Here is a 20,350-nt window from a genome sequence, read left to right on the forward strand (position 1 = left end):
AGCCCCCGGGTGCCGCGGTGGTTCCGGCCCCGTTCCCGTGGGTGGCGCCACCACCGCGGCACGATGGCACGGCAGGCTGAAAAGACGGCTCCTACGCCTGGGGGGCGCCTGCCTTCAGGGAGGATGACGCGTCCGTCCTGGGGCGGGAGGGGTCCCGGCTCCAGGGGGTCGCTCCGTCGGCGTCGGGGGTCAGCGGGGTGAACCGGGCGGGAAGCGCGGTCAGTGTCCGGTGGACGGCCCCGGGGCTGTAGGTCAGCTCGTCGGCGGGTACGGCGAGCTGGATGTCCGGCAGGTAGCTGACGAGCCGTTCGATCGCGGCGGTGGCGATCAGCAGGGCCAGGTCACGGCCGGGGCAGGCGTGGGGACCGGCCGCGAAGGCCAGATGCGCCTTGGTGCCCGAGCGGTAGCCGTCGGACGGTACGCCCGTGTGGGGGCAGGTGTTGGCGGCGGCGTACGACACCATGAAAGGTGAGCCGGCGGGATAGTGGGTGCCGTGGAAGGTGATGTCCTTCTTGGGGAAGTGGAAGCTGTAGTTCGCCAGCGGCGAGTCGTTCCACAGGGCGTCGTCGATCGCGTGCTGCACGGGCAGACTGCCGGTGGTGAGGGTGCCGAAGTACCGGTCGTCACTCAGCATGCGCACACAGGTGTTCGCGATGAGGTTGGCCGTCGGCTCGTTCCCCGCGCCGAGGGTGATGAGGACCTGGTTGACGGCCTCCTCCTGGTCCAGCCCGTTGGGGTGGTCGATGAACCAGGAGGTCAGGTCGTGTCCGCGCTGGACGGCCTTGGTCCGGTAGAGGGTCTCCAGATACGTGCCGAACGCCTGCGCGCCCTCCGCCTTCTTCTCCGGATCGGTGTCCATCATCGCCGAGAGGGCCCACACCAGTGTGGGGCCGTACTCGTCCGCCATCCCGAACAGGGCGTTGAAGACCATCAGGGGGATCCGCTGGGCGTACTGGCTGACCAGGTCGACCGTTCCGGCGTCGGCGAACTCCTGGAGGAGTGTGTCGGCATAACGGAACGTCACGAGGCGTACGTCGTGCGGGTCGAGGAGACCGAAGCTGTCGGTGATGACCTTGCGCAGATGCGCGTGGGTCTCCCCGTCGGCGAAGAGGAGGCTGGGCCGCCACTGCACGAGAAGCCTGATCGGGCTGTCCTCGGGCACCTGGGGCAGCCAGCCCCGGGTGTCCTTGGTCCAGGTCTCGGCGTCCTGGAGGAGGTCGAGCGCGGCGCGGTAGTCGGTGACCAGGTTGACCACGACACCGGGGGCGATCTCGGCGGCGCCGACGGGCCCCTGCCTGCGGAGCAGTTCATAGCTGTGCTGGGGGTTGGCGGCGTGATCGGTCCCGTACAGGGGCACGGGCGCCGCGGGTGTGGTGAGGGTCACGAGGCTACGGCTCCGGCTCCGGCAGCGGCTATGGAATGGGCGGTGAGGGCGATGAGCGCCTTGAGGCTGCTCTCCCTCTGGCGGGCGTCACAGGTGACCAGCGGGGTGTCCGGTGCCAGATCGAGCTTCGAACGGAGAAGGCTCAGATCGTAGTCGGGCGAGTCGGGGAAGATGTTGACACCGACGGCGTACGGCAGACCACGCTCCTCGATGAGGTCCATCACCTCGAAGGACTCGTCCATCCGCCGGGTGTCGACCAGGACGAGCGCGCCCAGAGCTCCGGTGGCGATGCCCTCCCAGAGGGGAAGGAAGCGCCGCTGTCCGGGAGTTCCGTAGAGATACAGCACGACCCGGTCACCGGGCAGGGTCAGCCGGCCGAAGTCGATGGCGACCGTGGTGGTGGTCTTGTTGCGCAGACCGATGAGGCTGAGATCGTCGGTGCCGGCCGCGGCGTCCGTCATCACCTCGTCGGTGTGCAGGGTGGGGATCTGCGACAGCGTCTTGATCGCCGTTGTCTTGCCGACGCCGAGCGGGCCGGCGACAAGGAGCTTGACCCTCTGGTGGTTTCCCTCGGGCAGGTAAACCGGGCGCGGGCTAGGCGGCGAGGAGGGATTGGAGTCCACTCAGCACCTCTTCCATGAGTTCTTTCGACGGCGCTCCGGCCCGCGACGGGGCGAGAGCGTCGGGGGTCGGCACGCTGGCTTGTAACAGGCCGTCACTGACGAGTTGTTCCGCGAGCACCAGACACACGCTGACCGGGAGGCCGAGGTAACCGGCTATCTCGACGGGCGTGAGGGATCCGTCGGTGACGATCGCGACGACGCGCTGATGAGCCGTCGTGTGGTACGAGGCGAGAGGAAGGCCCTTGGCACGCAGGGCGGTCAACGTGTCGACGGTGCCGGGCAGGGAGGCGTCGCTGCTTCCGGTGGCCAGATAGGCCGGAAGCAGCCGTCGCTGTTCCTGGCCGCGGCTCACGGCGCGCCGTCGCTGGTACGGGGGGAGACGGACATGAGCTGCTCCCCGAGCTTCATCGCCTGGCGGGCCATCGTGTTGGCGACCACGCCCATGGGCATCGCGTCGTCGCCCGCGGTGGCGATCAGGGTGTTCTCACCGGCCGGCATGACCATGTAGATGCCCTGGGCGATATTCACGGTGACCATCTCGATGGGCGTGCCCTCCGCGGCCCTCAGCGCTGTGATGGCGGCGGCACGAGAGGCGGCGTGCAGCGCGGAGGTCATGGCGGCGATACCGTCCGCCTCGTCGACCGTGAGATCCGCGGACCGGGTCTGGACCATCCCGTCGAGGGTCATGGTCAGCGCGTGCCGGACGCCCCTGATCTCGATGAGCGGGGTCAGGATCCAGGCGTCGGTCTCGTCGTGGGTATTGCGCGTGGTCACAGTGTTTCCTTCGGATCGGTGCCGGTACGGGCGCTGTTGAAGCCTTCCTGGAAGTCGCTCCATTTGTCACGGACGCGCTCCGGGTCCAGGTCACGGGGTGTGGCATCCGCGCTCTGGCTGGCGGTCACCGCGGAGGCACGGCGGCGACGCTGGGGCAGTTGCGAGGCGGCGGCCGATCCCGTCGGCGCCGGGGTACGCGCGGGCGCGTCGTCCTCCGCGGCGAGGGAGGGCCGCTTGTGGACCTTGGGCGCGAGGGCGGGCAGGGGTGCCATGGCCGACGGGGGCTCGGCCTCCTCGTCGATCGAGGTCAGCAGGTTCGGGGGAATGGACACCACAGCGCGCACCCCGCCGTAGGGAGACGGATTGTCGATGGACACGCGGAAGCCGTAGTCGGCGACCAGGCGGCCGATGGCGGCGAAACCCTGGGAGGGCGGGTCGCCGAGCTCGGTCAGCATCACATCCGGCTGTTCGGCCGAGGTCAGGCGTACACCGCGGGCGAGTGCCTCCGCCGTCATGCCCTTTCCCGCGTCGTCGATCGTGATGCAGACGGTGCCGTTCTCGGTCTGGATCAGACTGACATCCACCGCGAGGTCGTCACGGGAGTGCTCCAGGGCGTTGGCCATCAGCTCGGCGCAGGCCACGGCGACGGGCTCGGCGGCGCGTCCCACGATGCCGACACCGGCGACACGGAGCCGGGAGCTGATCTTGATGCGGTCGAAGCCGCGCAGCCGGGAGGAGGCGCCGCTGACGATCTCGGCCACATAGGTGTCCTTGCGGACATGTCCCGGCCAGGCGCCGCAGACGATGGCGGTCCTCTGGATGAGCCGCAGATTCTGCTCGTTGAGGTGGTCCGCCGCGAGCAGCCTGTTGGTCAGGCTGCGGGGCGCGCTGAACTCGTGCTGGAGGGCCTCGATCTCCGTCTGGAGACGGTACGACAGGGCCTGCGAGTCCTGGCTCGTGCCGCGCAGGGCCGCCCGCGCCGCGGCGTCCACACGGCGGCGCTCCTTGAGGACGATGCCGGAGACCTGCTCCAGCAGGGAGTCGAGGAGTTCCGCGCCTTCGGACTCCGCGTGGTTCTCACGCAGCGGTCCCGGGACGGGATGGTGGGAGCTGATCAGGTTCAGCGCGAGGGCAGGAAGCCGTGCGGTGGTGAGATGACGTACTTCTTCGCGGAACTCGGCCTCGCGGTTCTCCGCGTCCTCCCTGCGGGACTCCGCGTTCCTCACGCGGGACTCCGCGGACTGGGAGAGCACGGTGGCGGCTGTCGCGCGGGAGTCCGCGGCCTGCTTGTCCGCGGCGAGTGCCTTGCCGCGGCGCATATGTGTACGGCGTGAACGCGCCAGCAGCAGTGCGACGACGGCTAGGGCGAAAGCCAGGGCGCCGAGCGCGAGGGCGGGTTCTGAGAGTGAGGTCACTGGAGGACGGGTCCTAGGGGTTGGGGTCGGCGCTCCGGGTACCGCTGACGGGTCACCCGCCCCGGCGGGGGTGGGTGTCCGTCTGCCGGGGAGCTGCCGGAGAGCCGGCGGAACAGGGGACGCGACGCGGCAGCGCCATGGATGGGTGAAGACGCGGCGAAGGGCGGAGAAGTGACGTGGTGGAGGGGACCTCACGGCCGGGGAACGGCGTGATGACGGCCCTGGCCCACCGCGTCGGATCCGTCCGCGTCACCGCTCTGACAACTGACGCGCTCCCACAGGGGTGCTGGACCGGGCCGACTGTCGATCACAGGCGATCAGGATCATCAGAGCTCCATTGAGGACAGACGGCCGACGGCTGGTGCTTGCGCTGTCGAGCCCTGTCGTGACGTGGTGAGGTCGCGCGTCAAAGCCTGGTCAGTTTAGGGGAGTTGATCAGCCTGTGCAGCATGGGTGCGCTCTTGTGACCAGGTACTCGACATCGGAGACCGAAGTTGTGGTGAAAGGGAGCAGGAGAGGTGATGAAGCCGCGCCCTCGGCGGTGGAACCGGAGCGCCGTCCTCCGGGAGCGGGCCGGCCTCCCGGGAAGCGGCCCGGCCTCCCGCCGCCGGTGCCCGGTCCGGGTCGACGGGAGCGCCGGGCCGTTGCCGTCAGGCGTCGTGTTTCGCCAGTCTCATGAGCAGGAGGGCGATGTCGTCGCTGCCCCGGGCGGACTGCCGGGCCTGCCCGGCGCGGCGGACAAGAGTCCTCGCGAGCGCGTCCAGCGGCTGCGGGTCTGCCTCCGCGAGCTGGGCGGCGAGTTCGTCGATGGCCACGTCCAGATCGGTGCCGGGCACTTCGACGAGGCCGTCGGTGTAGAGGGCGAGGGCGGCGCCGGGGGGCAGCGGGACATCGGCGGTCCGGTACTCGGACTCCGGCTCGATGCCGAGGAGGAGTCCGGCCGGTACGTCCAGGATCTCCGTACGGCCGTCGGGATGGCACAGCACCGGTGGGGGGTGGCCGGCGGACGCGAGACAGACCCGGTGGGACCGCAGGTCGAGATGGGCGTAGAGGCAGCTCGTGAACAGATTGGAACTCAGGTCGATCAGCAGGCGGTTGGTGCGTGCGAGCACCTCGCCGGGAGGGGCGCCCGCGCTGGCGTGGGTGTGGACGGCGGTGCGGACCTGGCCCATGAGGGCGGCGGCGTTCACATTGTGGCCCTGTACGTCACCGATGACGGCGGCGGCCGAGGTGTCGTCCAGGCGGATGAGGTCGTAGAAGTCGCCGCCGATGTCCATGCCGCGGGTCGCGGGAAGATAGCGGGCGGCGACTTCGAGGCCGGGAATCCGCGGCAGGTTGTGCGGCAGCAGCGCGGCCTGGAGACCTCGCGCGATCTGGTTCTCGGTGTCGTAGAGACGGGCCCGCTCCAGCGCCTGCGCGATCACTCCGGCCAGTGAGGTGAGACCGGCGCGCTCGTCCGGCGAGAAGGGGTGCGGCTGGTCGTAGCCCAGGACACAGCAGCCGAACGTCCGGCCGGAGGCGAACAGCGGCAGATACGCGAAAGCGGCCATCTTCGTGTACAGATCGATACGCGGGTACGTGCGCCGGAGTTCGTCGGTGTTCGCGTAGAACCCGGGAACGCCGGTACGGATGGCCCGCAGGCTGGCGCCCTCCGCGGTCAGGGGCTGGCCGTCGAAGTGCTCCGGGACGCCCTCCGGGAAGCCGCGGGCGCCGATGACCTGGAGTCTTCCCTCGTCGGCGGTGATCACTGCCAGCCCCTGGACATTGATGACGGGCATGATCTGGTTGGTGACCGCCTCGGCCACGTCCTTGACCCCGACGGCCTCGGTGAGGGCCGAGGACAGATGAAGCAGATGGAAGAGGGCCCCCGGGCGCGCCTGCGCCGCGGCCGGCGGGGTCAGGAACGGCTCGTGGTCCTCCGAGGGGGCCCCGGTGGGCGTGATGCGGACGCTGATGCCGGTGGCGTCGGGATAGAGGGTGAAGACCATCCAGTAGTCGGCGGGCCGGAGTGCGATGAAGGAGGTGGGGAGCCGGCTGAACAGCGCCGCGAGATAGGAATTCTCGTAGATCGGGTCGCTCAGCCAGGGCAGCGCTTCCCAGAGCCGGGCCCCCAGCAGGCATTGGTGGCCCGCACCGAGCATGTCGGCGGCCTTGGCGTTGAGGAAGGTGATACGGCCGTCGAGGTCCAGGGCACACACGCCTTCGGGAAAACGCTCGGTGAGCTCGGCTCCCGGCTGTTCGTGCCGGGTGGGCGGCGGACTCACCGTGCGCAGTTCCCCGGGCACCACCGGGCGCCCGGCGTCCGCCGCCAGCCGCAGGAGGCGGCTGATCCGGCGGCGGCACTCCTCGATCGCCCGCGCTTCCCCGGGGGAGAGCTCGGGAGCGTGCGTACCGGGCCACAACTGGAGCACCGCGCCCCAGCAGGTGGATCCGGACATCAGGGGCACGACACTCATGGCGACGTTGTAGGGCAGCGCGAGCGCCGTACGCGGAAAGCGATGGGCCAGCTCGGTATGGGTGGCCACCCATACCGGCCGGCGCTCGCGCGCCGCCTCGGCCACCGGGACCGGCGCGGCCAGCGCCACCCGGGACCATGGCATGGCCACGTTGCGGGAGACACCGGTCACCGCGATCATGCGCAGTACCTCGTCCTCCGGCACCAGGAGATACACGGCGCCGATATGCGCGCCGGTGGCCCGTACCGTCTCCGCCAGGACGTGATCCACCTCCGCCGCGGTGGGGGCTCCGCACTCCCCCACGCTCAGGCCGTCCCGGGTGACACGGAGCGACGGGAGCGCCACCGGCCGTGGAGGCTCGGCGCGACGGCCGTCCGGTCGCGCCGGACGGCCGGCTTCGGCCATGTGCGCACCGACGGGCGGCACGCGTCTCTCACCGGTTCCACCGGAGAGAGAGCGAGCCGACCACATCGAGCAGCGTACATATGTGGACAATAGCCCCCCAAATGGGGTAGCGACATCCCGGCGGCAGGCCGTTTCGCCCGGATCGCCGGGCGGTCCGGAGGAAGAGGCCGACGGGACGGAGCCCGGCGAGCGGGGGCCCGGCGGGCCCTCGTCACGGACGGCGAGGCCGCGCGACCACGGTGCGACGCCCCCGCTCCCGCGAAACCCCCGGGCCCCCGTGACCTCGGGAGATCCGCAACCGCGAAGAGATCCTCCGTGCGATCGTGCGCGATTCCCGGTCGTCCCGTCTCCGGGTCGGCGGGCGCGCCCGTTCCCACGCCTGCCGCGACACCCGCCCCGTGGAATGCCCCGGCGGACGCGGGCCGGTCATGCCGCTCGCGGCACGGCGGGCCCGTTCAGGCCGCCGACGGGCGGGTCTCGGTCCAGTCGACCATGAGTGTCCGCTCGGCGAAGAGCCATGCGCCGTCCCGCTTGGTGAACACGTCGAGATAGCGAATGGAGGCGGTCATGAGCATGCGCCGGCCCTCGGTGGTGAACAGATGATGCGCCAGGCAGTACGACTCACCCGTCGCCCGGTCCCCTTCGAGCGTCACCGTGCTCTGGCCGTTGAAGTGCGTGGTGCTCTCGTAGGTGTTCAGATTCTCGAAGACCGGGGCGAGCGCCTCCCGGCCGCGCAGTTCCTGTGACGGTTCCGCCGACCGGCTGTCCAGGAAGACGACGAAGTGCGTGTCGGCGGTGAACAGGGCCATCTGCCCCTCGGCGTCCCTGCGGTCCGCGCAGTGCGCGTAGGCGTCGACGAGTTCACGGATGGCGAGACGGTCGGCGGCTTCTTGCGGGGAGAGGGCGGTCCGGACACTCATGCTGGTTCCTTGTTTCTCGCGCGTTCGACGGGTGGGCCCGGGACATGCTCACCAGCACCCTCTGGGCTGCTATCTCTTTGACACCTGTCAAATATCTTAGCCGCGTCCCGCGCGATACCGAAACGCCGGGCTCCTGGCCACCTCTCCGCGGCGCCCCGCGCGGTCGGCCCGCGGACCTCCCCCGGGGCGTGGGATCATGACCTCCCTCGGCGCGGGTACGGAGGAGTGGACCACGGTGGACCCCAGGATCGCCCGCACCGCCCATGCCCTGGAGACCGCCGTGGTGGCGCTCGCTTCCGAACGTCCCGCCTCGCGGATCACCGTCTCGGAGCTTGCCGACAGGGCCGGCGTCAGCCGTGCCACCTTCTACAACCGCTTCGGCACCCCGCTGGACGTGCTGATCCAGGTGCTGCGCAGAGACCTGGACGCCGCGCGTCGTGTGGACGACGACCGCCGGGCGGGCGGCGCCCCGGCGGAGACGACTCTGCGGCTGGCCACGGGCGATATCGCCGACCATGTGCTCCGGTTCGGCGACGTCTATCGTCAGGCACTCGACGATCCGGCCGACCGCGGCGTCTACGAGGCGCTGACCGGCCACTTCACCGAGTACAGCCTGGCTTTCATCGATTCCTCCACCCATCCCGCCACACCCAGGACCGGCCGCCGGATCGCGGCGCAGTTCGTGTCCCACGGCTTCGCGGGCGCCATCAAGGCGTGGCTCGCGGACGACACGCTCACCCGGGACGACCTGGTCGACGCCGTCACCGCCTCCGCTCCCGTCTGGTGGAGCTGACGAGAGCGCGTCGCGACCGCGCCCCGCGACGGTACGGCCGGTCAGCTCGGACGACGCGGGCGGATACCACTCGTCCGGGGACGGCGGATCCGCTTCTCACCGGTGATTCCTCGTACCGTCAGGACGTGGTGCGGAGAGCTGTGCGCGATGCGTACCCGGGGCGGGATTCGAACCCGCGGAAGTCCGCTTTTAAGGCGGTTGCGTCTGCCACTGCGCCACCCGGGCGGGGGATGGAGGCCGTACCGCCGAACATCACCGACGCCCGGACCGGGCGTCGGTGGCGGTCGGTGTGGTGCTGTGCTGGACGGACCGGTGTGCCGCGCCGGACGGATCGGGACGGGAACGGATGATGTACGGCGTCCCCCAAGGGGAGTTGGGGTGCGCCGCTCGTTCATCCGTTGACCGATCCGGTAGTTGATCCGGCGCCGGCGGGAGCGGTCGGCGCGGAACGGGAGTCGCGACGACGACGGCAGCCGCGTGTCCCGGCACGGCACCGGCGCGCACCACGGTCACGGACATGACGCGAACTCCCTTCTCCGACAGGTGTTCCTGATCGCACGATGCCCGCCGAGCTGTATTAAGACAAGCGAAAAGATTTGAAGTCAGAATTAAGCTGACCTACATGCTCAACTCGGCCCGCTCTCCACGTGGCCGGGCGCGGCGGTGAGAGCGCGCAACCGCCCTGGCCGTACGGCCTGAAATGTCCTTATCCCGGCCGGGCGCTTGCTGTTCGCTGGGCCGAGGGACCAGCGAATCACCCTTCCGGGCAGGAGCTTCGATGCGACGAACCAGAAGAGAGACCAGAAGAGGGACCGGAAGAGGGACCGGAAGAGGGACCGGAGCGCGGGTGGCGGCCGTATCGGCGGTTCTTGTGAGCGCCACCGTCCTGTCGACGGCACCCGCCGCCGCCGCGCCCTACGACCCGTACACCGACACGAACCCGCAGACGACGGGGTGCGCGGCGGACGCGTTCACCATCGGCACACGGCAGATCCGAAGCCCCCAGGCCGTCTACGGAACGATGGAGGTGCGCTACTCCCCCGCGTGCGGCACCAATTGGGTACGCGCCGTCATGAGCGTCCCCGACGGCACGAGCACCGTCACCAAGGGCATTCGCCGCCCTTCCAGCCAGCCCGACGGACAGGGCGGCTGGCTCGGCTTCTACGAGAACTACGCGACCGACCCGGGCGTCGGGAGTTCGTTCGGCATGCAGGTCTACGCGCCGGGGACCACCTGCGTCATGGCGATGGCCGTCGTACGGAACGCCTCGGGGCAGGCCATCGCCTACACCGGCACATCCGCGACCGACGCGTGGGTCGCGTTCTGCTGAGGACGTGACCCACGGCGTTCGGCCGGTTCCACGGAGTGAGGGGCGGGGCGGCAGGCCTTGACTATTCGCCCCTCCCGGCGAAAAGTGGCTAACCGTACCGAGATGAGAGGCATATCCCATTCCTGCCGTTCGCGCGCTCAGCCAGATGACCGCCCCGAAGCGGCTCTCCCGACGGATGCGGGACGAGGGCCGGCCGTTCGAGAGGGCGCTGCTCACCCCGCTGCTGGTGATCCTCGCGGTCTCGGCGGTGGCCGTCCTCACACCGCATCTGCAGTTCAACCGGCTGCTCGGAGTGGCACCGGCGCTGGCCGCGGCCATGTTCCCCGTGGTCGGCACCCTGGGCGTCGGGCTGCTGGCCATGACGGCCGACACCGTCCTCGCCCTGACCGTCGAGCACGACCTGACCCGCACCTCGGGCTTCTTCACCCTGATCGCGATCACGGCCATCACCCTGGCCGCCGCCTATGCCAGCCGGGTACGGCAGAACCGGGAGCGCACCCTCGCCGAGGTCCGCGCGGTGGCGGAGACCGCGCAACGCGTACTGCTGGGGCCACTGCCACACCATCTCGGGCAGGTCGATGTCGAGGTGCTCTACCAGGCCGCCGCCGCGCACGCCCGTATCGGCGGGGACTTCTACGAGGCGCGGCAGACCCCGCACGGGGTGCGGCTGATCATCGGTGACGTACGGGGCAAGGGGCTGCCGGCCGTGGAGGCCGCCTCGGTCGTCCTCAGCTCGTTCCGGGTGTTCGTGCAGGACGCCCCCGACCTGCCGTCCCTGGCAGGCCGCCTGGAGTGCAGCATGAACCGGTACACCGAGCATGTCCTCGGCGAGGACGTACTGGAACACTTCGTCACCGTCGTGCTGGTCGAGATTCCCGCCGACGAACCCGTCGCCCATCTGCTCAACTGCGGTCACCCGCCGCCGCTGCTGCTGCACGGCGGCACCGTGCGGGAGATCGAACCCAGCGCGCCGTCACCGCCCATGAACATGGCCGGTCTGCTCGGCACGGAGTACCGGGTCGACACCATCCCCTTCCCCACCGGCGACAGTCTGCTGCTGTACACCGACGGTGTCAGCGAGACCCGCGACCGGGCCGGGGCCTTCTACCCGCTCGCCCAGCGGGTACGGCCCTGGGCCCTCGTCCCGCCCCGCCAACTCCTGGACCAGCTCCAGCAGGACATGCGCGCCTATGTCGCGGGCATCCGCGACGACGACCTGGCCGCCCTGGTCGCCCGCCGTGTCACCCCGGCCGTCCGTCGGGCCCTGCCCGGTGTTCCCCTGCCCTGCGACCGGACACAGGCCCGGCCATAGGCGACCGTACGGGCCTCGCCGGAGCGGGCCCCGGCGCGGGCCCGGCCTGAGCGGGCCCCGGCGGAGGCCCCGGCGGAAATCGCCTCCGGGGCGGGAGTCGCTACGGGAACGACGGGGCCGGCGGGGTCCTGGACGCGAGAAGAAGGGCCACGTCGTCCTCCTGCCCCTGTCGGCCCTCGATGCTGGCGACGATGTGCTCCGCCAGTTGATCGAGGTCGCCGGGACCGTTGTCGAGGAGATGTTCGAGCTGACGCTCACCGGTGGCCATGTCGGTGTTGTGGAATTCCAGCAGTCCGTCCGTGCACAGCAGGAGTGTTTCCCGGGGGCCGAGGCGGAGGTGGTGTGTGGGGTACGGAGCCTCGGCGGGATCGGGCGGACCGAGGGGAAGGCCGAGGGGAAGGCCGAGCGGCGGACCGCCCTCCATGGTCAGGCTGGCGCTTCCACGGGCGGTCCTGACATGCGGACTGGGGTGTCCGGCGCGTACGACCTCCGCCTGGCCGGTGGCGGGACCGACACTGGCGTAGACGCAGGTGGCGAGGCGTTCGGTGTCCAGGTCGCGCAGGAACGTCGAGGCCCTGGACATGAGGGCGGCCGGTGAGTGTCCCTCGGTGGCATAGGCGCGCAGCGCCGTGCGCAGTTGTCCCATGACGGCGGCGGCCTGGATGTCATGCCCCTGTACGTCGCCCACGACAAGGCCGACACGTCCTTGGGGCAGCGGCATGACGTCGTACCAGTCGCCGCCTATCTGATGACCGGCCCTGGCGGGCCGGTAGCGGACGGCGATGCTCATTCCGGGCACGCTCTCGATCTTCGCGGGAAGCATGGCCTGCTGGAGGCCCACCGCCATGGCGTGTTCCTCGTCGTAGAGCAGCGCCCGCTGGAGCGACTGGGCGATGGTGGCGGAGAGGGCGATCAGCAGGTTCCGCTCCTCGGGGGAGAAACCCCTCTTCCCCTCGTAGAGAATGGCCAGTACTCCGGTGAGCCGGGCCTGTGCCATCAGGGGCAGAACCGCGGAAGCGGTGAAATCGGTCCCCTTGATGTAGGGCCATAGCATCGAGTAGTTTTCCCGGATGTCCTGCCGCGTGATGAACAGCGGATTCCGTGTCTGGAAAACCTCGGCGATCGGCCTGTCGTCATCGATCCTGCCGTACTCCATGTCGCGCACGTAGTCGAAAGGCATACCGGCGGAGGCGAGCCGGCGGAGGCGGTTGTGCTCAAGAACGGTCAGCGACATGCCCACGGCGCCCACCGGGCCCAGAATCTCGTGACTGGTCAGAGCGGCCAGCAGGTCTTCGACACTGATCGCCTGGGACAGGGCCGTCGTGGACGCCTGGACGACACCGGCATGATGCCGGCGTTCGGACTCCAGAAGGGACTGCTCCTCGGCATAGTGCAGTTCGGCACGGAGGATGCCGACCGCCCGCCGGGGCCTTCCGTCGTCATCACGCAGGATGGAGGCCCGCGCATGTGCCCACCGATGGGTCCCGTCCGATCCACGAATACGAAAATACCTGCCGCAACTTGACGCGTGCCGGGGATCCGACAGCATTTCGGCGGCCTGCGCCCTGACACCAGGAAGCTCTTCCGGCATGATCCGTTCGTAGAGTGTGGAAAGGCGGCCGTCGAACTCACCGGGGTCGAGGTCGAATATCGCGAGCGCACTCGGATCGAGCAGGACACGACCGGACGCCAGATCCCAGACGAACCCGCCGACGCCGTTGAATTCCATCGCCCTCGACAGATCTGCCCGCAGTTCGTCCGCGAGCGAATCGGATGGCATACCACCCGGCATCGGGCGGTCACGATGCGTCATACAACCTCCTGATTGTGCAAGTGTAGTCCGAGCCACATAAACTCCCTTCTCCTCCCTCATTCCTTAATTCCCCTTTACGGCTCGCATCACCAGCGGAACCGGCCGGACGGGGGCAGGTCGAACGGGGCAGGGCCGGGTCGTGGTGTCCGTCCGGGCGCCGACCGCGCCAAGGGTCCCGGTGTCCCCCCGGTACGCCGTCACGGGCCGACGACCGCTCCGGGAACGGCCCTTCCGGAAGGGGCGGTTGAGGATTTCAGGCATCGCCGGAGGTCAGTTTATGATCTTGGTCATGACTTCGCAGAATCCCGAGAAGAACCCGTCCCGCAAGCAGAGACTTCAGGAGAAGCAGCGGCGCCAGCTGGCGGTCGTCGACACCATCGACAAGGCCGAGGCCAAGCTGCGTAAGGCCGAAGCAGAGCTGGCCGAGGCCGTCGCGGAAGCGGTCGAGGTCTTCGGTGGCGAGCTGAGCGCCGCCGACGAACTCGGACTGTCGGTCGACACGATCCGCGGCTTCCTCAGCCTCGCCGAGGGCGGCGCGGCCGGAACCGAGGCGGCCGAAGAGGCTGACGAGGGCGGGGAGTCCGTCGAGAGCGCCGCCGCCGGCCGCCCGGCGAAGGCCGGGACGAAGGCGAAGACGGAGGGGAAGACGGAGGGGAAGGAGGACACCCCGGCCGCCGACGCCGCGGAGCCGGAACCCGTTCCTGCGTAGTTTCCCGGGCCCCGAAGTCCCTCTTCGGGCCCTCGACCGGCCTCCGGACAGCACGCCTCCGGACGGCACACGGCCCTGGACGGACACGGCCCCTGGCCCCCGAGCGCGCTCGGCCCGAGCGCCGGGCACGGCAGGACGGGTCGGCCGGGTATCAGCCCCGCCCGCCCGGCGGCTGACTCCTCTCAACCAGCCTTGCCGGCCCTCGCCTTGGTGCCGTCAGGGGCCGGTGTGGATATAGGAGGCCCACTGAGCGGGGTTGCCCGGCTGGGCGTCGCGCAGTTCGCGAGCGACCTGGTGCAGCGCGTGCGCGGTTCGTGTGAGGTCCAGCCGGTCCCCGTCGGACGCCAGGTCGTAGACCCGTTCCGCGATATGTGCCGCCGACTGGTCGGCGATCCGCCACAGGGTCGCGATCACCTGCCGGTATCCGGCGAGTTGCAGCGCACCGGCCATATGGATGCTCTCGTCGACCAGGCCGATGCCGCCCACCGCGGTCTGGCAGGCGGACAGGAACGCGAACTCCGCGCCGGTCAGCCGCTGCGCGGCGACATCGAGCACGGTGAGCGGGCCGTCGTGCAGGTAGAGCGCGCCCGCCGACGGATCGTCCGTCCGAAAGCCGCCGTGGCAGGCGAAGTGGACATAGGCGTGGCCGCGAAGGTCCCCGATCACCTCGGCCCTGGTCGCCCGCTCCCCCACCCGGCTGGTGTGCCGGGTGCCGAAACGGCCGCCCACGAGGTCGGCCTCCCTGCGCGCGCCGGGCAGCGGCTGGAGATCCCCGAACGGGGTCGCGGGCATGGCCACCACCAGCATCCGCCGGTTCTCGGCGGCCTGGGTGTGCGGTTCCCTGGCCTTGGCCAGGGCCCGCAGGGTGGGCACGTACGAGGAGACCGCCCGGTCCAGGACCGATCGCCCGGCCGGTTCGTCGGACGGATCGTGATAGCCGGCGGCGTGCAGCGGCAGCATGGTCAGCGGACCCGTCGGGCACCAGATGACGCGGGGCGGCGCCTCTCCCCCGGGCGCGCCTCGCGCCTCACGCCCGGCCGCCCCTCGCGCCTCACCCGACGGCCCACCTCGCGCTTCCCCCGGTGGTGCGCTGCGTGGTGCGCTCCGCCCGGCGCGCAGCCGGTCGAGCACCGGTTCCGTGATGTGGTCCCACAGCCATTCCAGGGTGGCCAGTACGGTCTGTTCCGCCGCCGCCCGGCCCGGACCCGGAGTGCCGGGGTGGTCCAGGGCCTCCCGCGCGGCCAGATACACATCGGCCCTCGTGCGGGCTTCGGCGTACATGTCCCCCAGTTCGACGACGCGGACCGAGCCGTCCGCGACGATCAGCGCGTCGCACCGGGTGAGATGGGTGTTCACCAGCACCACGGGATGCTCTCCCAGTTCCCGGCTCAGCGCCTCGAAGGACGGCGTGCGCAGCAGCTCCGCCATGCCCGGCAGCGCCCTCGCCCTGGCGACCAGGGTGTCCCACTCGTCGGCGAGCCGGATCCTGTCGTCGCGGGACACGTCCGGACCACCCGCGTCCGGAACGCCCGCGTCGAGATCTCCCGGGCCCGAGCGCACCGCGGCCGGCTCCCCCGGGCCCGGGTCGCCCAGCTTCAGGTGACCGGTGTGCAGGCCGCCCGCGCCTGAGTTGTCCATGTCGAGTTCGACGGCCAGGGTCCTGAGCCGGTCGGCGAGTTCCGGGGCGACGGCCCGCAACGCGGAGAAGTCGTCCCGGAGTCCGAGCGCCTGGGCCCACAGCACCGATCTGCCCTGCTCCAGCAGGGTGACGGCGCGCTCCGGCTCCCCGGCGGACAGGGCGGCCGCCGCGCCGGCGGACGCCAGCCCCTGCCACTCACGCAGGGACTGTTCCCTGGTGGCCCGGCTCGACCCGACCCACGCCAGCCTGGGCAGCAGGGCGACGGCCTCGGTGAACCCGGCGAGCGCGAGGTCGGGCCGGCCCGCTTCCTCACCGAGCAGCCCCCAGAACATCGCGGCGAGCGCGCGGATTCTGGTCTGCCCCAGCGGGTCGGCCACCGCCGTCCGGTAGGCGTCGACGGCCGCGCGCAGGTCGGCCTCCGACCCGGTGATCGTCCAGCGCAGGCCGAGCGAGCGTCCCAGATTGAACAGGGCCTCGGCGCGCCGGGGACGGCCCGCCGCCGTGGCGCGCGCCGCCGCGTCCGCCATCGCGACGGCTTCGGCGACATCTCCGACGGACCCGGTCCTGGTGAACCGCAACTGGAGGACGGCGCTCAGATTCCCTCGCAGCATGGCGAGTTCCTGGTGCCCCGCCGGGGCCGCCGCGAGAGCCGCGCGCGTGATCTCGACGGCCTCGTCCAGCACCCCGGGATCCGGCGCGAGTTCCGCGCGGGTCATCAGCGTCCCTCCCAGGCGGCTCAGCCTGAGCTGGAGGTCGGCGTGGTCGGCCGGGGTCGACGCCACGACCGCCCGCCCGATGCCGATCGCCTCGTCGATCTCCTCGATATCGAGCGATCTCCTGAAGCGGGCGCCGAGGTCACCGGCCAGGTTCAGCGACACGACGACCCGGCCGGGGTGGTCGTGCGGCATCGAGCCGGCCACGGCACGCAGGCCGGCGATGGCGTCGTCCAGATCGGCCAGATCGCCCACCCGGTCGTACCGCATACGCAGATGACCGGCGAGATTCTCCCGGTAGACGAACACACGGGGGTCGTCCGGCTCGGTCGCGGCGACCGCGCGTCTGCTGATGTCGATCGCCTGGGACAGGTCCGCGAGCCGCGCCGACTGCTGGAACCGCGCGGCGAGCGTACGGGACAGTCCGGACAGGGCCTGGCCACGGCGGGGATGGTCGGCGGGCAGCAGCGCCACCACGCGCCCGGCCGTGTCCAGCGCCTCGTCGAGATCGGCGGGGTCGGCCTCGCGTGCGAACCGCGCCATCAGTGTGTTGCTGAGTGTCCCCAGCCGGCTGACCAGGTCGGGATGGCCGTCCGGGGTCGCCCGCAGGGCGAGCCGGGCCGTGTCGACGGCCGCACGCAGATCCTCCGTGTCCCCGAACCGCAGATAGGTGGTCTGGTGGCCGATGGCGAGGTTCGACAGATGGAGCGCCCGGCGCGGGTCGTCGGCGGGAGTGGCCGCGACCGCGGCCTGTTGGTGACGGAGTGCCTCGGCCAGATCGGCCGTCCGGTCGAGCCGCTCGTATCTGCTCCGCAGGGCGACCGCCAGGTCGACCAGTCGGGCCGGGTACCGGGGATGGTCGTGCGACGTGCCCGCGATCACCACCCGCAGCAGGTCGACGGTCTCGTCCAGATCCGCCGTCCGGCCCAGTCGCTCGTATCTGCGGTAGAGCGCCTTGCCGAGGTTGGACATCCGCGGGATCCGGTCCGGGTACCCCTCGGGCAGTGCTGCCAGCACGGACCTGCCGGTGTCGACGGCCTCGTCGAGGTCACCGAGGCGTCCGAACCGGTCGAACCGGTCGCTGAGGTCCGCGGCGAGATTCGACAGATACCGTGTCCGGGCGGGATGACCCGCGGGCAGTGCGGCGACCGCGGACCGGGTCAGTTCGATCGCCTCGTCCAGCAGGGCGGGCGGCCCGCCGCAGCCGAATCTCGCGGCCAGCGCCACGGCGAGGTCGGTCTGGATCTCGATACGGCGCGGATGATCGCCCGGTACCGAGCCGAGCGCGGCGCGATGGAGCCCGAGGGCCTCGTCGAGATGCGCCGGATCGCCGGTCCGCTGGAACAGGTCATGCAGGGCGGATCCCAGGCCGCTCCGGAGGACGGGCCGGTCCGGGTGGTCCGGCGGGGCCGCGTCCAGCGCGCGGCGCAGCAGCCCGACCGATTCGGTGAGGGTCACGGGGTCGCCGGTCCGCTCGTAGGATCTGCGCAGCGCGCTGCCGAGGTTCAGCAGCATGGCGATGGCGACCGGGTGCCCGGCCGGCACCCGGTCGAGGGCGGCCCGGAGCATCTCGATCGCCTCGTGGAGATCGCTGTCCTCGTCGGTGCGCAGGAATCTCTGGGTCAGCACCCGGCCGAGGTTGCCCAGGCACAGGGCCAGGACCGGATTCCCCTCGTCGGTGGCCGCCACCGCGGCGCGCAGCAGGTCGACGGCCTCCGTGAGCACCGAGAACTGATCGGTTCCGGCGAATCGGGCCTGGAGCGTGTTCGCCAGATTCATCAGGGCCGTGCCCCGGCCCGGATGACCCACCGGGGTGAGTGCCGCCGCCGTCCGGCCCGCCGTTTCCGATGCGGCGAGGTCCTGGCCGGATCCGGTCCACTCGAACCGCTGGAGCAGGGCGAACCCCAGCCCGGACAGGCAGTTCCAGCGGCTGGGGTGATCCGCGGGGGTGGACCGCGAGGCGGCGGTGAGCGCCTCGACCGCCCCGTTCAGGTCATGCAGGGAGCCGGTCGCCTTGCATCTGTTCAGCAGCAGGGCGCCGAGATTGGCCTCGTGGACGGGACGGTCCGGGTGGTCGTCCGGCGTGTGTTCGAGCGCCGCGCGCATGGTCTCCGACGCGGCGTCGAAGGCGGCGGGAGAGCCGGTGCGCATCGCCTGGTCGTGCTGCGCCGCGGCGAGAGCCGCGAGGTGGCCGAACAGGTTCGGGTCGTCCGGCCGGGTGGCGTCCACCGCCGCCGAGGCCGTCGTCACCGCGTCGGCGAGGAAGCTCTCGTCACCGGTGACGAAGGACATCATCCGTTGTGCGTCGGACAGGCATGCCAGGTCGACGGCCTCGCCGGTCGCGGCGGCGGCCGCCCCGGCCAGCGCGACGGCCGCCGACAGCACGGCCGGGTCGTTGGACAGATGTACCAGCACGCGCGGGTACATCACCCACAAGGGCTCGTCGAACGGCGGGAGTTCAGGCTGTTCGTCCAGCCAGGAGCGGATGTCCGGGGGCAGCTGCGAGCGGGCCAGGGTGAAGCACATCTGGGCGAAGTCGCGCTCGATCTCGGCGTAGCCGGGCGACAGCCGGGCCCGTCGCCGGTGCAGCCCCCCGACCGCGACGGCCACCTCCGGCGAGGTCGGCTCGGTCTCGTACGAGGGGAACAGCGCGGCGACCGCGGCGGCGAGCAGCGCGGGATCCATGGGATCCGTGCCGGCCCGCAGCCGGGCCAGCGCTTCGTCGCGAGTGGTGAACAGGGTTTCCCCCAGGTCTGCTCGATTGACCCGCTAGCGTTGCTGCCCACAGGAAAGCACAACGGAGGGCATGTGGACGGCGAACTTGACGAGGCCGGCGCCATGGCGCTGTGGTGTGCTTCGTTACCGGTGCTCCGCGAGCGCGCCGCCGCGGGGTTCTGGACCGACCGGCTGACCCGGGCCGAGGCACGGATGCGTGACGGCGCGTCACCGCTGGCCCTGTGCCGGAACTTCGGGCTGACGGGCCCGGAACAGCCACCGGAGTCCCGGCGTGCCGAGCCGGGGCCGGGCGTGGTGCTCCCGCCGGGACTCGACGCGATTCCGTCGACCGGACGGGGCAACTACCGCTGTCCGCAGCTGCGTTGCCCCCGTCTCGCCGAGCGTGACGACCGGGGCAGACCACCGGTGTGCACCCTGTTCGAGGGCCTGCCGATGACACCGGCTCCATGACGGCGTTCCTGTCGTCCATCGGGGGAAAGCTGGCCGAGCGGTGGGCCGCCGCCGTGCTGCTGCCGGGACTGCTGTTCGTGGTGTCGGTGCTGTGCGCCGCGCTGCTCGGTCATGCCCATGCCCTCGATCTCGGTCTGGCGCAGACCAGGATCACCGAGTTCACCCGCGGTTCCACCGTGTCGGTGGGAGTCCGGTTCGCCACCCTGCTGCTGGGCGCGGCCACGGTGGTCCTGCTCGCGAGGGCGACGGGCAGACTCGTACAGGCGGTGTGGTTCGGCCGGTGGGGCGGTCCGCTCGCCCGCGCGCTGGTACGGCTGCGCCGCAGGCGGGCGGTGGAGGCCGCCGAACGGGCCGGGGTGCGCCCGGTGCCCGAGTATCTGCCGAAACGGCCGACCTGGATCGGTGAACAGTTCCGTCTGGTCGACGCGGGGATCGCGGCGCAGTACCACGGGTTGCGGCTCGGGCTGGTGTGGCCGCGGCTGTGGATACTGCTGCCGGAGAGCGAACGCGCCCCGGTCCAGAGTGTGAACACCGAGTTCCAGGCCGCCGCCGTGGTGACGGGGTGGGGTCTGCTGCATCTGGTGGTCGGTCTGTGGTGGTTCCCGGCCGCGCTCGTCGGGGCCTGTGTCGTCGGCACCGGATGGGTACGGGGCAGGGAGCACACCGCCACGCTGAGCGCTCTGATCGAGGCGACCGTGGACACGCATCTCACCCTGCTGCTCACCGCCCTCAACCAGCCGCTGCCCGGCGCGGGGACGATGACCCCGGAACTGGCCGAGCGGGTGAACGACCAGTTGCACAAGGGCAGATGACCGCCGGTTCCCGTGTCGCGCGGCGGGCACGCCGTCCCGGGGCCCGGGACCGTACCGCCCGGTGGT

General features: G+C 70.9%; 15 protein-coding genes and 1 tRNA gene. 6 read left to right on the forward strand and 10 right to left on the reverse strand.

Annotation, left to right across the window (positions count from 1 at the left end):
• Positions 1–91 precede the first annotated feature (91 nt).
• The 7 genes from ACFYYH_RS19100 to ACFYYH_RS19130 form a co-directional block, all read right to left on the reverse strand.
• The gene (locus ACFYYH_RS19100) at positions 92–1,384 is read right to left on the reverse strand and encodes a cytochrome P450 (RefSeq protein ID WP_388552047.1); all 1,293 of its coding nucleotides are present in this window, start codon (positions 1,382–1,384) and stop codon (positions 92–94) included.
• A complete protein-coding gene (locus ACFYYH_RS19105) occupies positions 1,381–2,007 on the reverse strand; it encodes an ATP/GTP-binding protein (RefSeq protein WP_388552049.1) in 627 nt (208 codons plus the stop codon). Before ACFYYH_RS19105 ends, ACFYYH_RS19100 begins: the two co-directional genes overlap by 4 nt.
• A complete protein-coding gene (locus ACFYYH_RS19110; RefSeq protein WP_388552051.1) occupies positions 1,979–2,359 on the reverse strand; it encodes a DUF742 domain-containing protein in 381 nt (126 codons plus the stop codon). The genes ACFYYH_RS19105 and ACFYYH_RS19110 overlap by 29 nt, the downstream gene beginning before the upstream one ends.
• Positions 2,356–2,781, reverse strand: a complete 426-nt coding sequence (locus tag ACFYYH_RS19115) for a roadblock/LC7 domain-containing protein (protein WP_388552053.1) — start codon at positions 2,779–2,781, stop codon at positions 2,356–2,358. The genes ACFYYH_RS19110 and ACFYYH_RS19115 overlap by 4 nt, the downstream gene beginning before the upstream one ends.
• Complete coding sequence (locus ACFYYH_RS19120; RefSeq protein ID WP_388552055.1) at positions 2,778–4,196, reverse strand: sensor histidine kinase; 1,419 nt, start codon at positions 4,194–4,196, stop codon at positions 2,778–2,780. Before ACFYYH_RS19120 ends, ACFYYH_RS19115 begins: the two co-directional genes overlap by 4 nt.
• 650 nt (positions 4,197–4,846) lie before the next feature.
• Complete coding sequence (locus ACFYYH_RS19125; protein ID WP_388552056.1) at positions 4,847–7,057, reverse strand: SpoIIE family protein phosphatase; 2,211 nt, start codon at positions 7,055–7,057, stop codon at positions 4,847–4,849.
• Positions 7,058–7,512: 455 nt separating this feature from the next.
• Positions 7,513–7,977 (reverse strand): nuclear transport factor 2 family protein, encoded by a 465-nt coding sequence (locus tag ACFYYH_RS19130; protein WP_388552058.1) that lies wholly within the window; start codon positions 7,975–7,977, stop codon positions 7,513–7,515.
• Positions 7,978–8,173: 196 nt separating this feature from the next.
• Between ACFYYH_RS19130 and ACFYYH_RS19135 the strand changes: the two genes are divergently transcribed.
• Positions 8,174–8,770 carry a TetR/AcrR family transcriptional regulator gene (locus ACFYYH_RS19135; protein WP_388552060.1) on the forward strand — a complete coding sequence of 199 codons (597 nt, stop codon included), beginning with the start codon at positions 8,174–8,176 and terminating at the stop codon, positions 8,768–8,770.
• A 152-nt stretch (positions 8,771–8,922) separates the two neighbouring features.
• Here ACFYYH_RS19135 and ACFYYH_RS19140 read toward each other — a convergent pair.
• Positions 8,923–8,995 (reverse strand) — tRNA-Leu (locus ACFYYH_RS19140).
• Between the two features lie 646 nt (positions 8,996–9,641).
• On the opposite strand from ACFYYH_RS19140, the gene ACFYYH_RS19145 reads away from it, so the two are divergent.
• Both ACFYYH_RS19145 and ACFYYH_RS19150 read left to right on the forward strand, forming a co-directional pair.
• Positions 9,642–10,100 (forward strand): DUF2690 domain-containing protein, encoded by a 459-nt coding sequence (locus ACFYYH_RS19145; protein ID WP_388552062.1) that lies wholly within the window; start codon positions 9,642–9,644, stop codon positions 10,098–10,100.
• Positions 10,101–10,245: 145 nt separating this feature from the next.
• Entirely contained in the window at positions 10,246–11,412 is a 1,167-nt protein-coding gene (locus ACFYYH_RS19150) for a PP2C family protein-serine/threonine phosphatase (protein ID WP_388552064.1), read from the forward strand.
• A 100-nt stretch (positions 11,413–11,512) separates the two neighbouring features.
• On the opposite strand, the gene ACFYYH_RS19155 is transcribed toward ACFYYH_RS19150, so the two are convergent.
• Positions 11,513–13,192, reverse strand: a complete 1,680-nt coding sequence (locus ACFYYH_RS19155) for a SpoIIE family protein phosphatase (RefSeq protein ID WP_388552065.1) — start codon at positions 13,190–13,192, stop codon at positions 11,513–11,515.
• A gap of 322 nt (positions 13,193–13,514) precedes the next feature.
• On the opposite strand from ACFYYH_RS19155, the gene ACFYYH_RS19160 reads away from it, so the two are divergent.
• Positions 13,515–13,934 carry a hypothetical protein gene (locus tag ACFYYH_RS19160; RefSeq protein ID WP_388552067.1) on the forward strand — a complete coding sequence of 140 codons (420 nt, stop codon included), beginning with the start codon at positions 13,515–13,517 and terminating at the stop codon, positions 13,932–13,934.
• A 216-nt stretch (positions 13,935–14,150) separates the two neighbouring features.
• Here ACFYYH_RS19160 and ACFYYH_RS19165 read toward each other — a convergent pair whose 3' ends face one another.
• Entirely contained in the window at positions 14,151–18,971 is a 4,821-nt protein-coding gene (locus tag ACFYYH_RS19165) for a CHAT domain-containing protein (protein WP_388552068.1), read from the reverse strand.
• A 123-nt stretch (positions 18,972–19,094) separates the two neighbouring features.
• Here ACFYYH_RS19165 and ACFYYH_RS19170 point away from each other — a divergent pair, with 123 nt between their 5' ends.
• Positions 19,095–19,472 carry a hypothetical protein gene (locus ACFYYH_RS19170; protein ID WP_388552069.1) on the forward strand — a complete coding sequence of 126 codons (378 nt, stop codon included), beginning with the start codon at positions 19,095–19,097 and terminating at the stop codon, positions 19,470–19,472.
• Positions 19,469–20,284 (forward strand): hypothetical protein, encoded by an 816-nt coding sequence (locus ACFYYH_RS19175; RefSeq protein WP_388552070.1) that lies wholly within the window; start codon positions 19,469–19,471, stop codon positions 20,282–20,284. Before ACFYYH_RS19170 ends, ACFYYH_RS19175 begins: the two co-directional genes overlap by 4 nt.
• The last annotated feature ends 66 nt before the right edge of the window (positions 20,285–20,350 follow it).

Origin of the sequence: Streptomyces sp. NPDC002018 (assembly GCF_042890865.1) — a bacterium.
Classification (GTDB): Bacteria; Actinomycetota; Actinomycetes; order Streptomycetales; family Streptomycetaceae; genus Streptomyces.

Excerpts from the sequence above, each read along its gene's own strand:
- ACFYYH_RS19125 (WP_388552056.1), bottom strand. The coding sequence starts at position 7,057 with ATGGCCGAAGCCGGCCGTCCGGCGCGACCGGACGGCCGTCGCGCCGAG.
- ACFYYH_RS19130 (WP_388552058.1), bottom strand. The coding sequence starts at position 7,977 with ATGAGTGTCCGGACCGCCCTCTCCCCGCAAGAAGCCGCCGACCGTCTC.
- ACFYYH_RS19135 (WP_388552060.1), top strand. The coding sequence starts at position 8,174 with ATGACCTCCCTCGGCGCGGGTACGGAGGAGTGGACCACGGTGGACCCC.
- ACFYYH_RS19150 (WP_388552064.1), top strand. The coding sequence starts at position 10,246 with ATGACCGCCCCGAAGCGGCTCTCCCGACGGATGCGGGACGAGGGCCGG.
- ACFYYH_RS19155 (WP_388552065.1), bottom strand. The coding sequence starts at position 13,192 with ATGCCATCCGATTCGCTCGCGGACGAACTGCGGGCAGATCTGTCGAGG.
- ACFYYH_RS19160 (WP_388552067.1), top strand. The coding sequence starts at position 13,515 with ATGACTTCGCAGAATCCCGAGAAGAACCCGTCCCGCAAGCAGAGACTT.
- ACFYYH_RS19165 (WP_388552068.1), bottom strand. The coding sequence starts at position 18,971 with ATGGATCCCGCGCTGCTCGCCGCCGCGGTCGCCGCGCTGTTCCCCTCG.
- ACFYYH_RS19175 (WP_388552070.1), top strand. The coding sequence starts at position 19,469 with ATGACGGCGTTCCTGTCGTCCATCGGGGGAAAGCTGGCCGAGCGGTGG.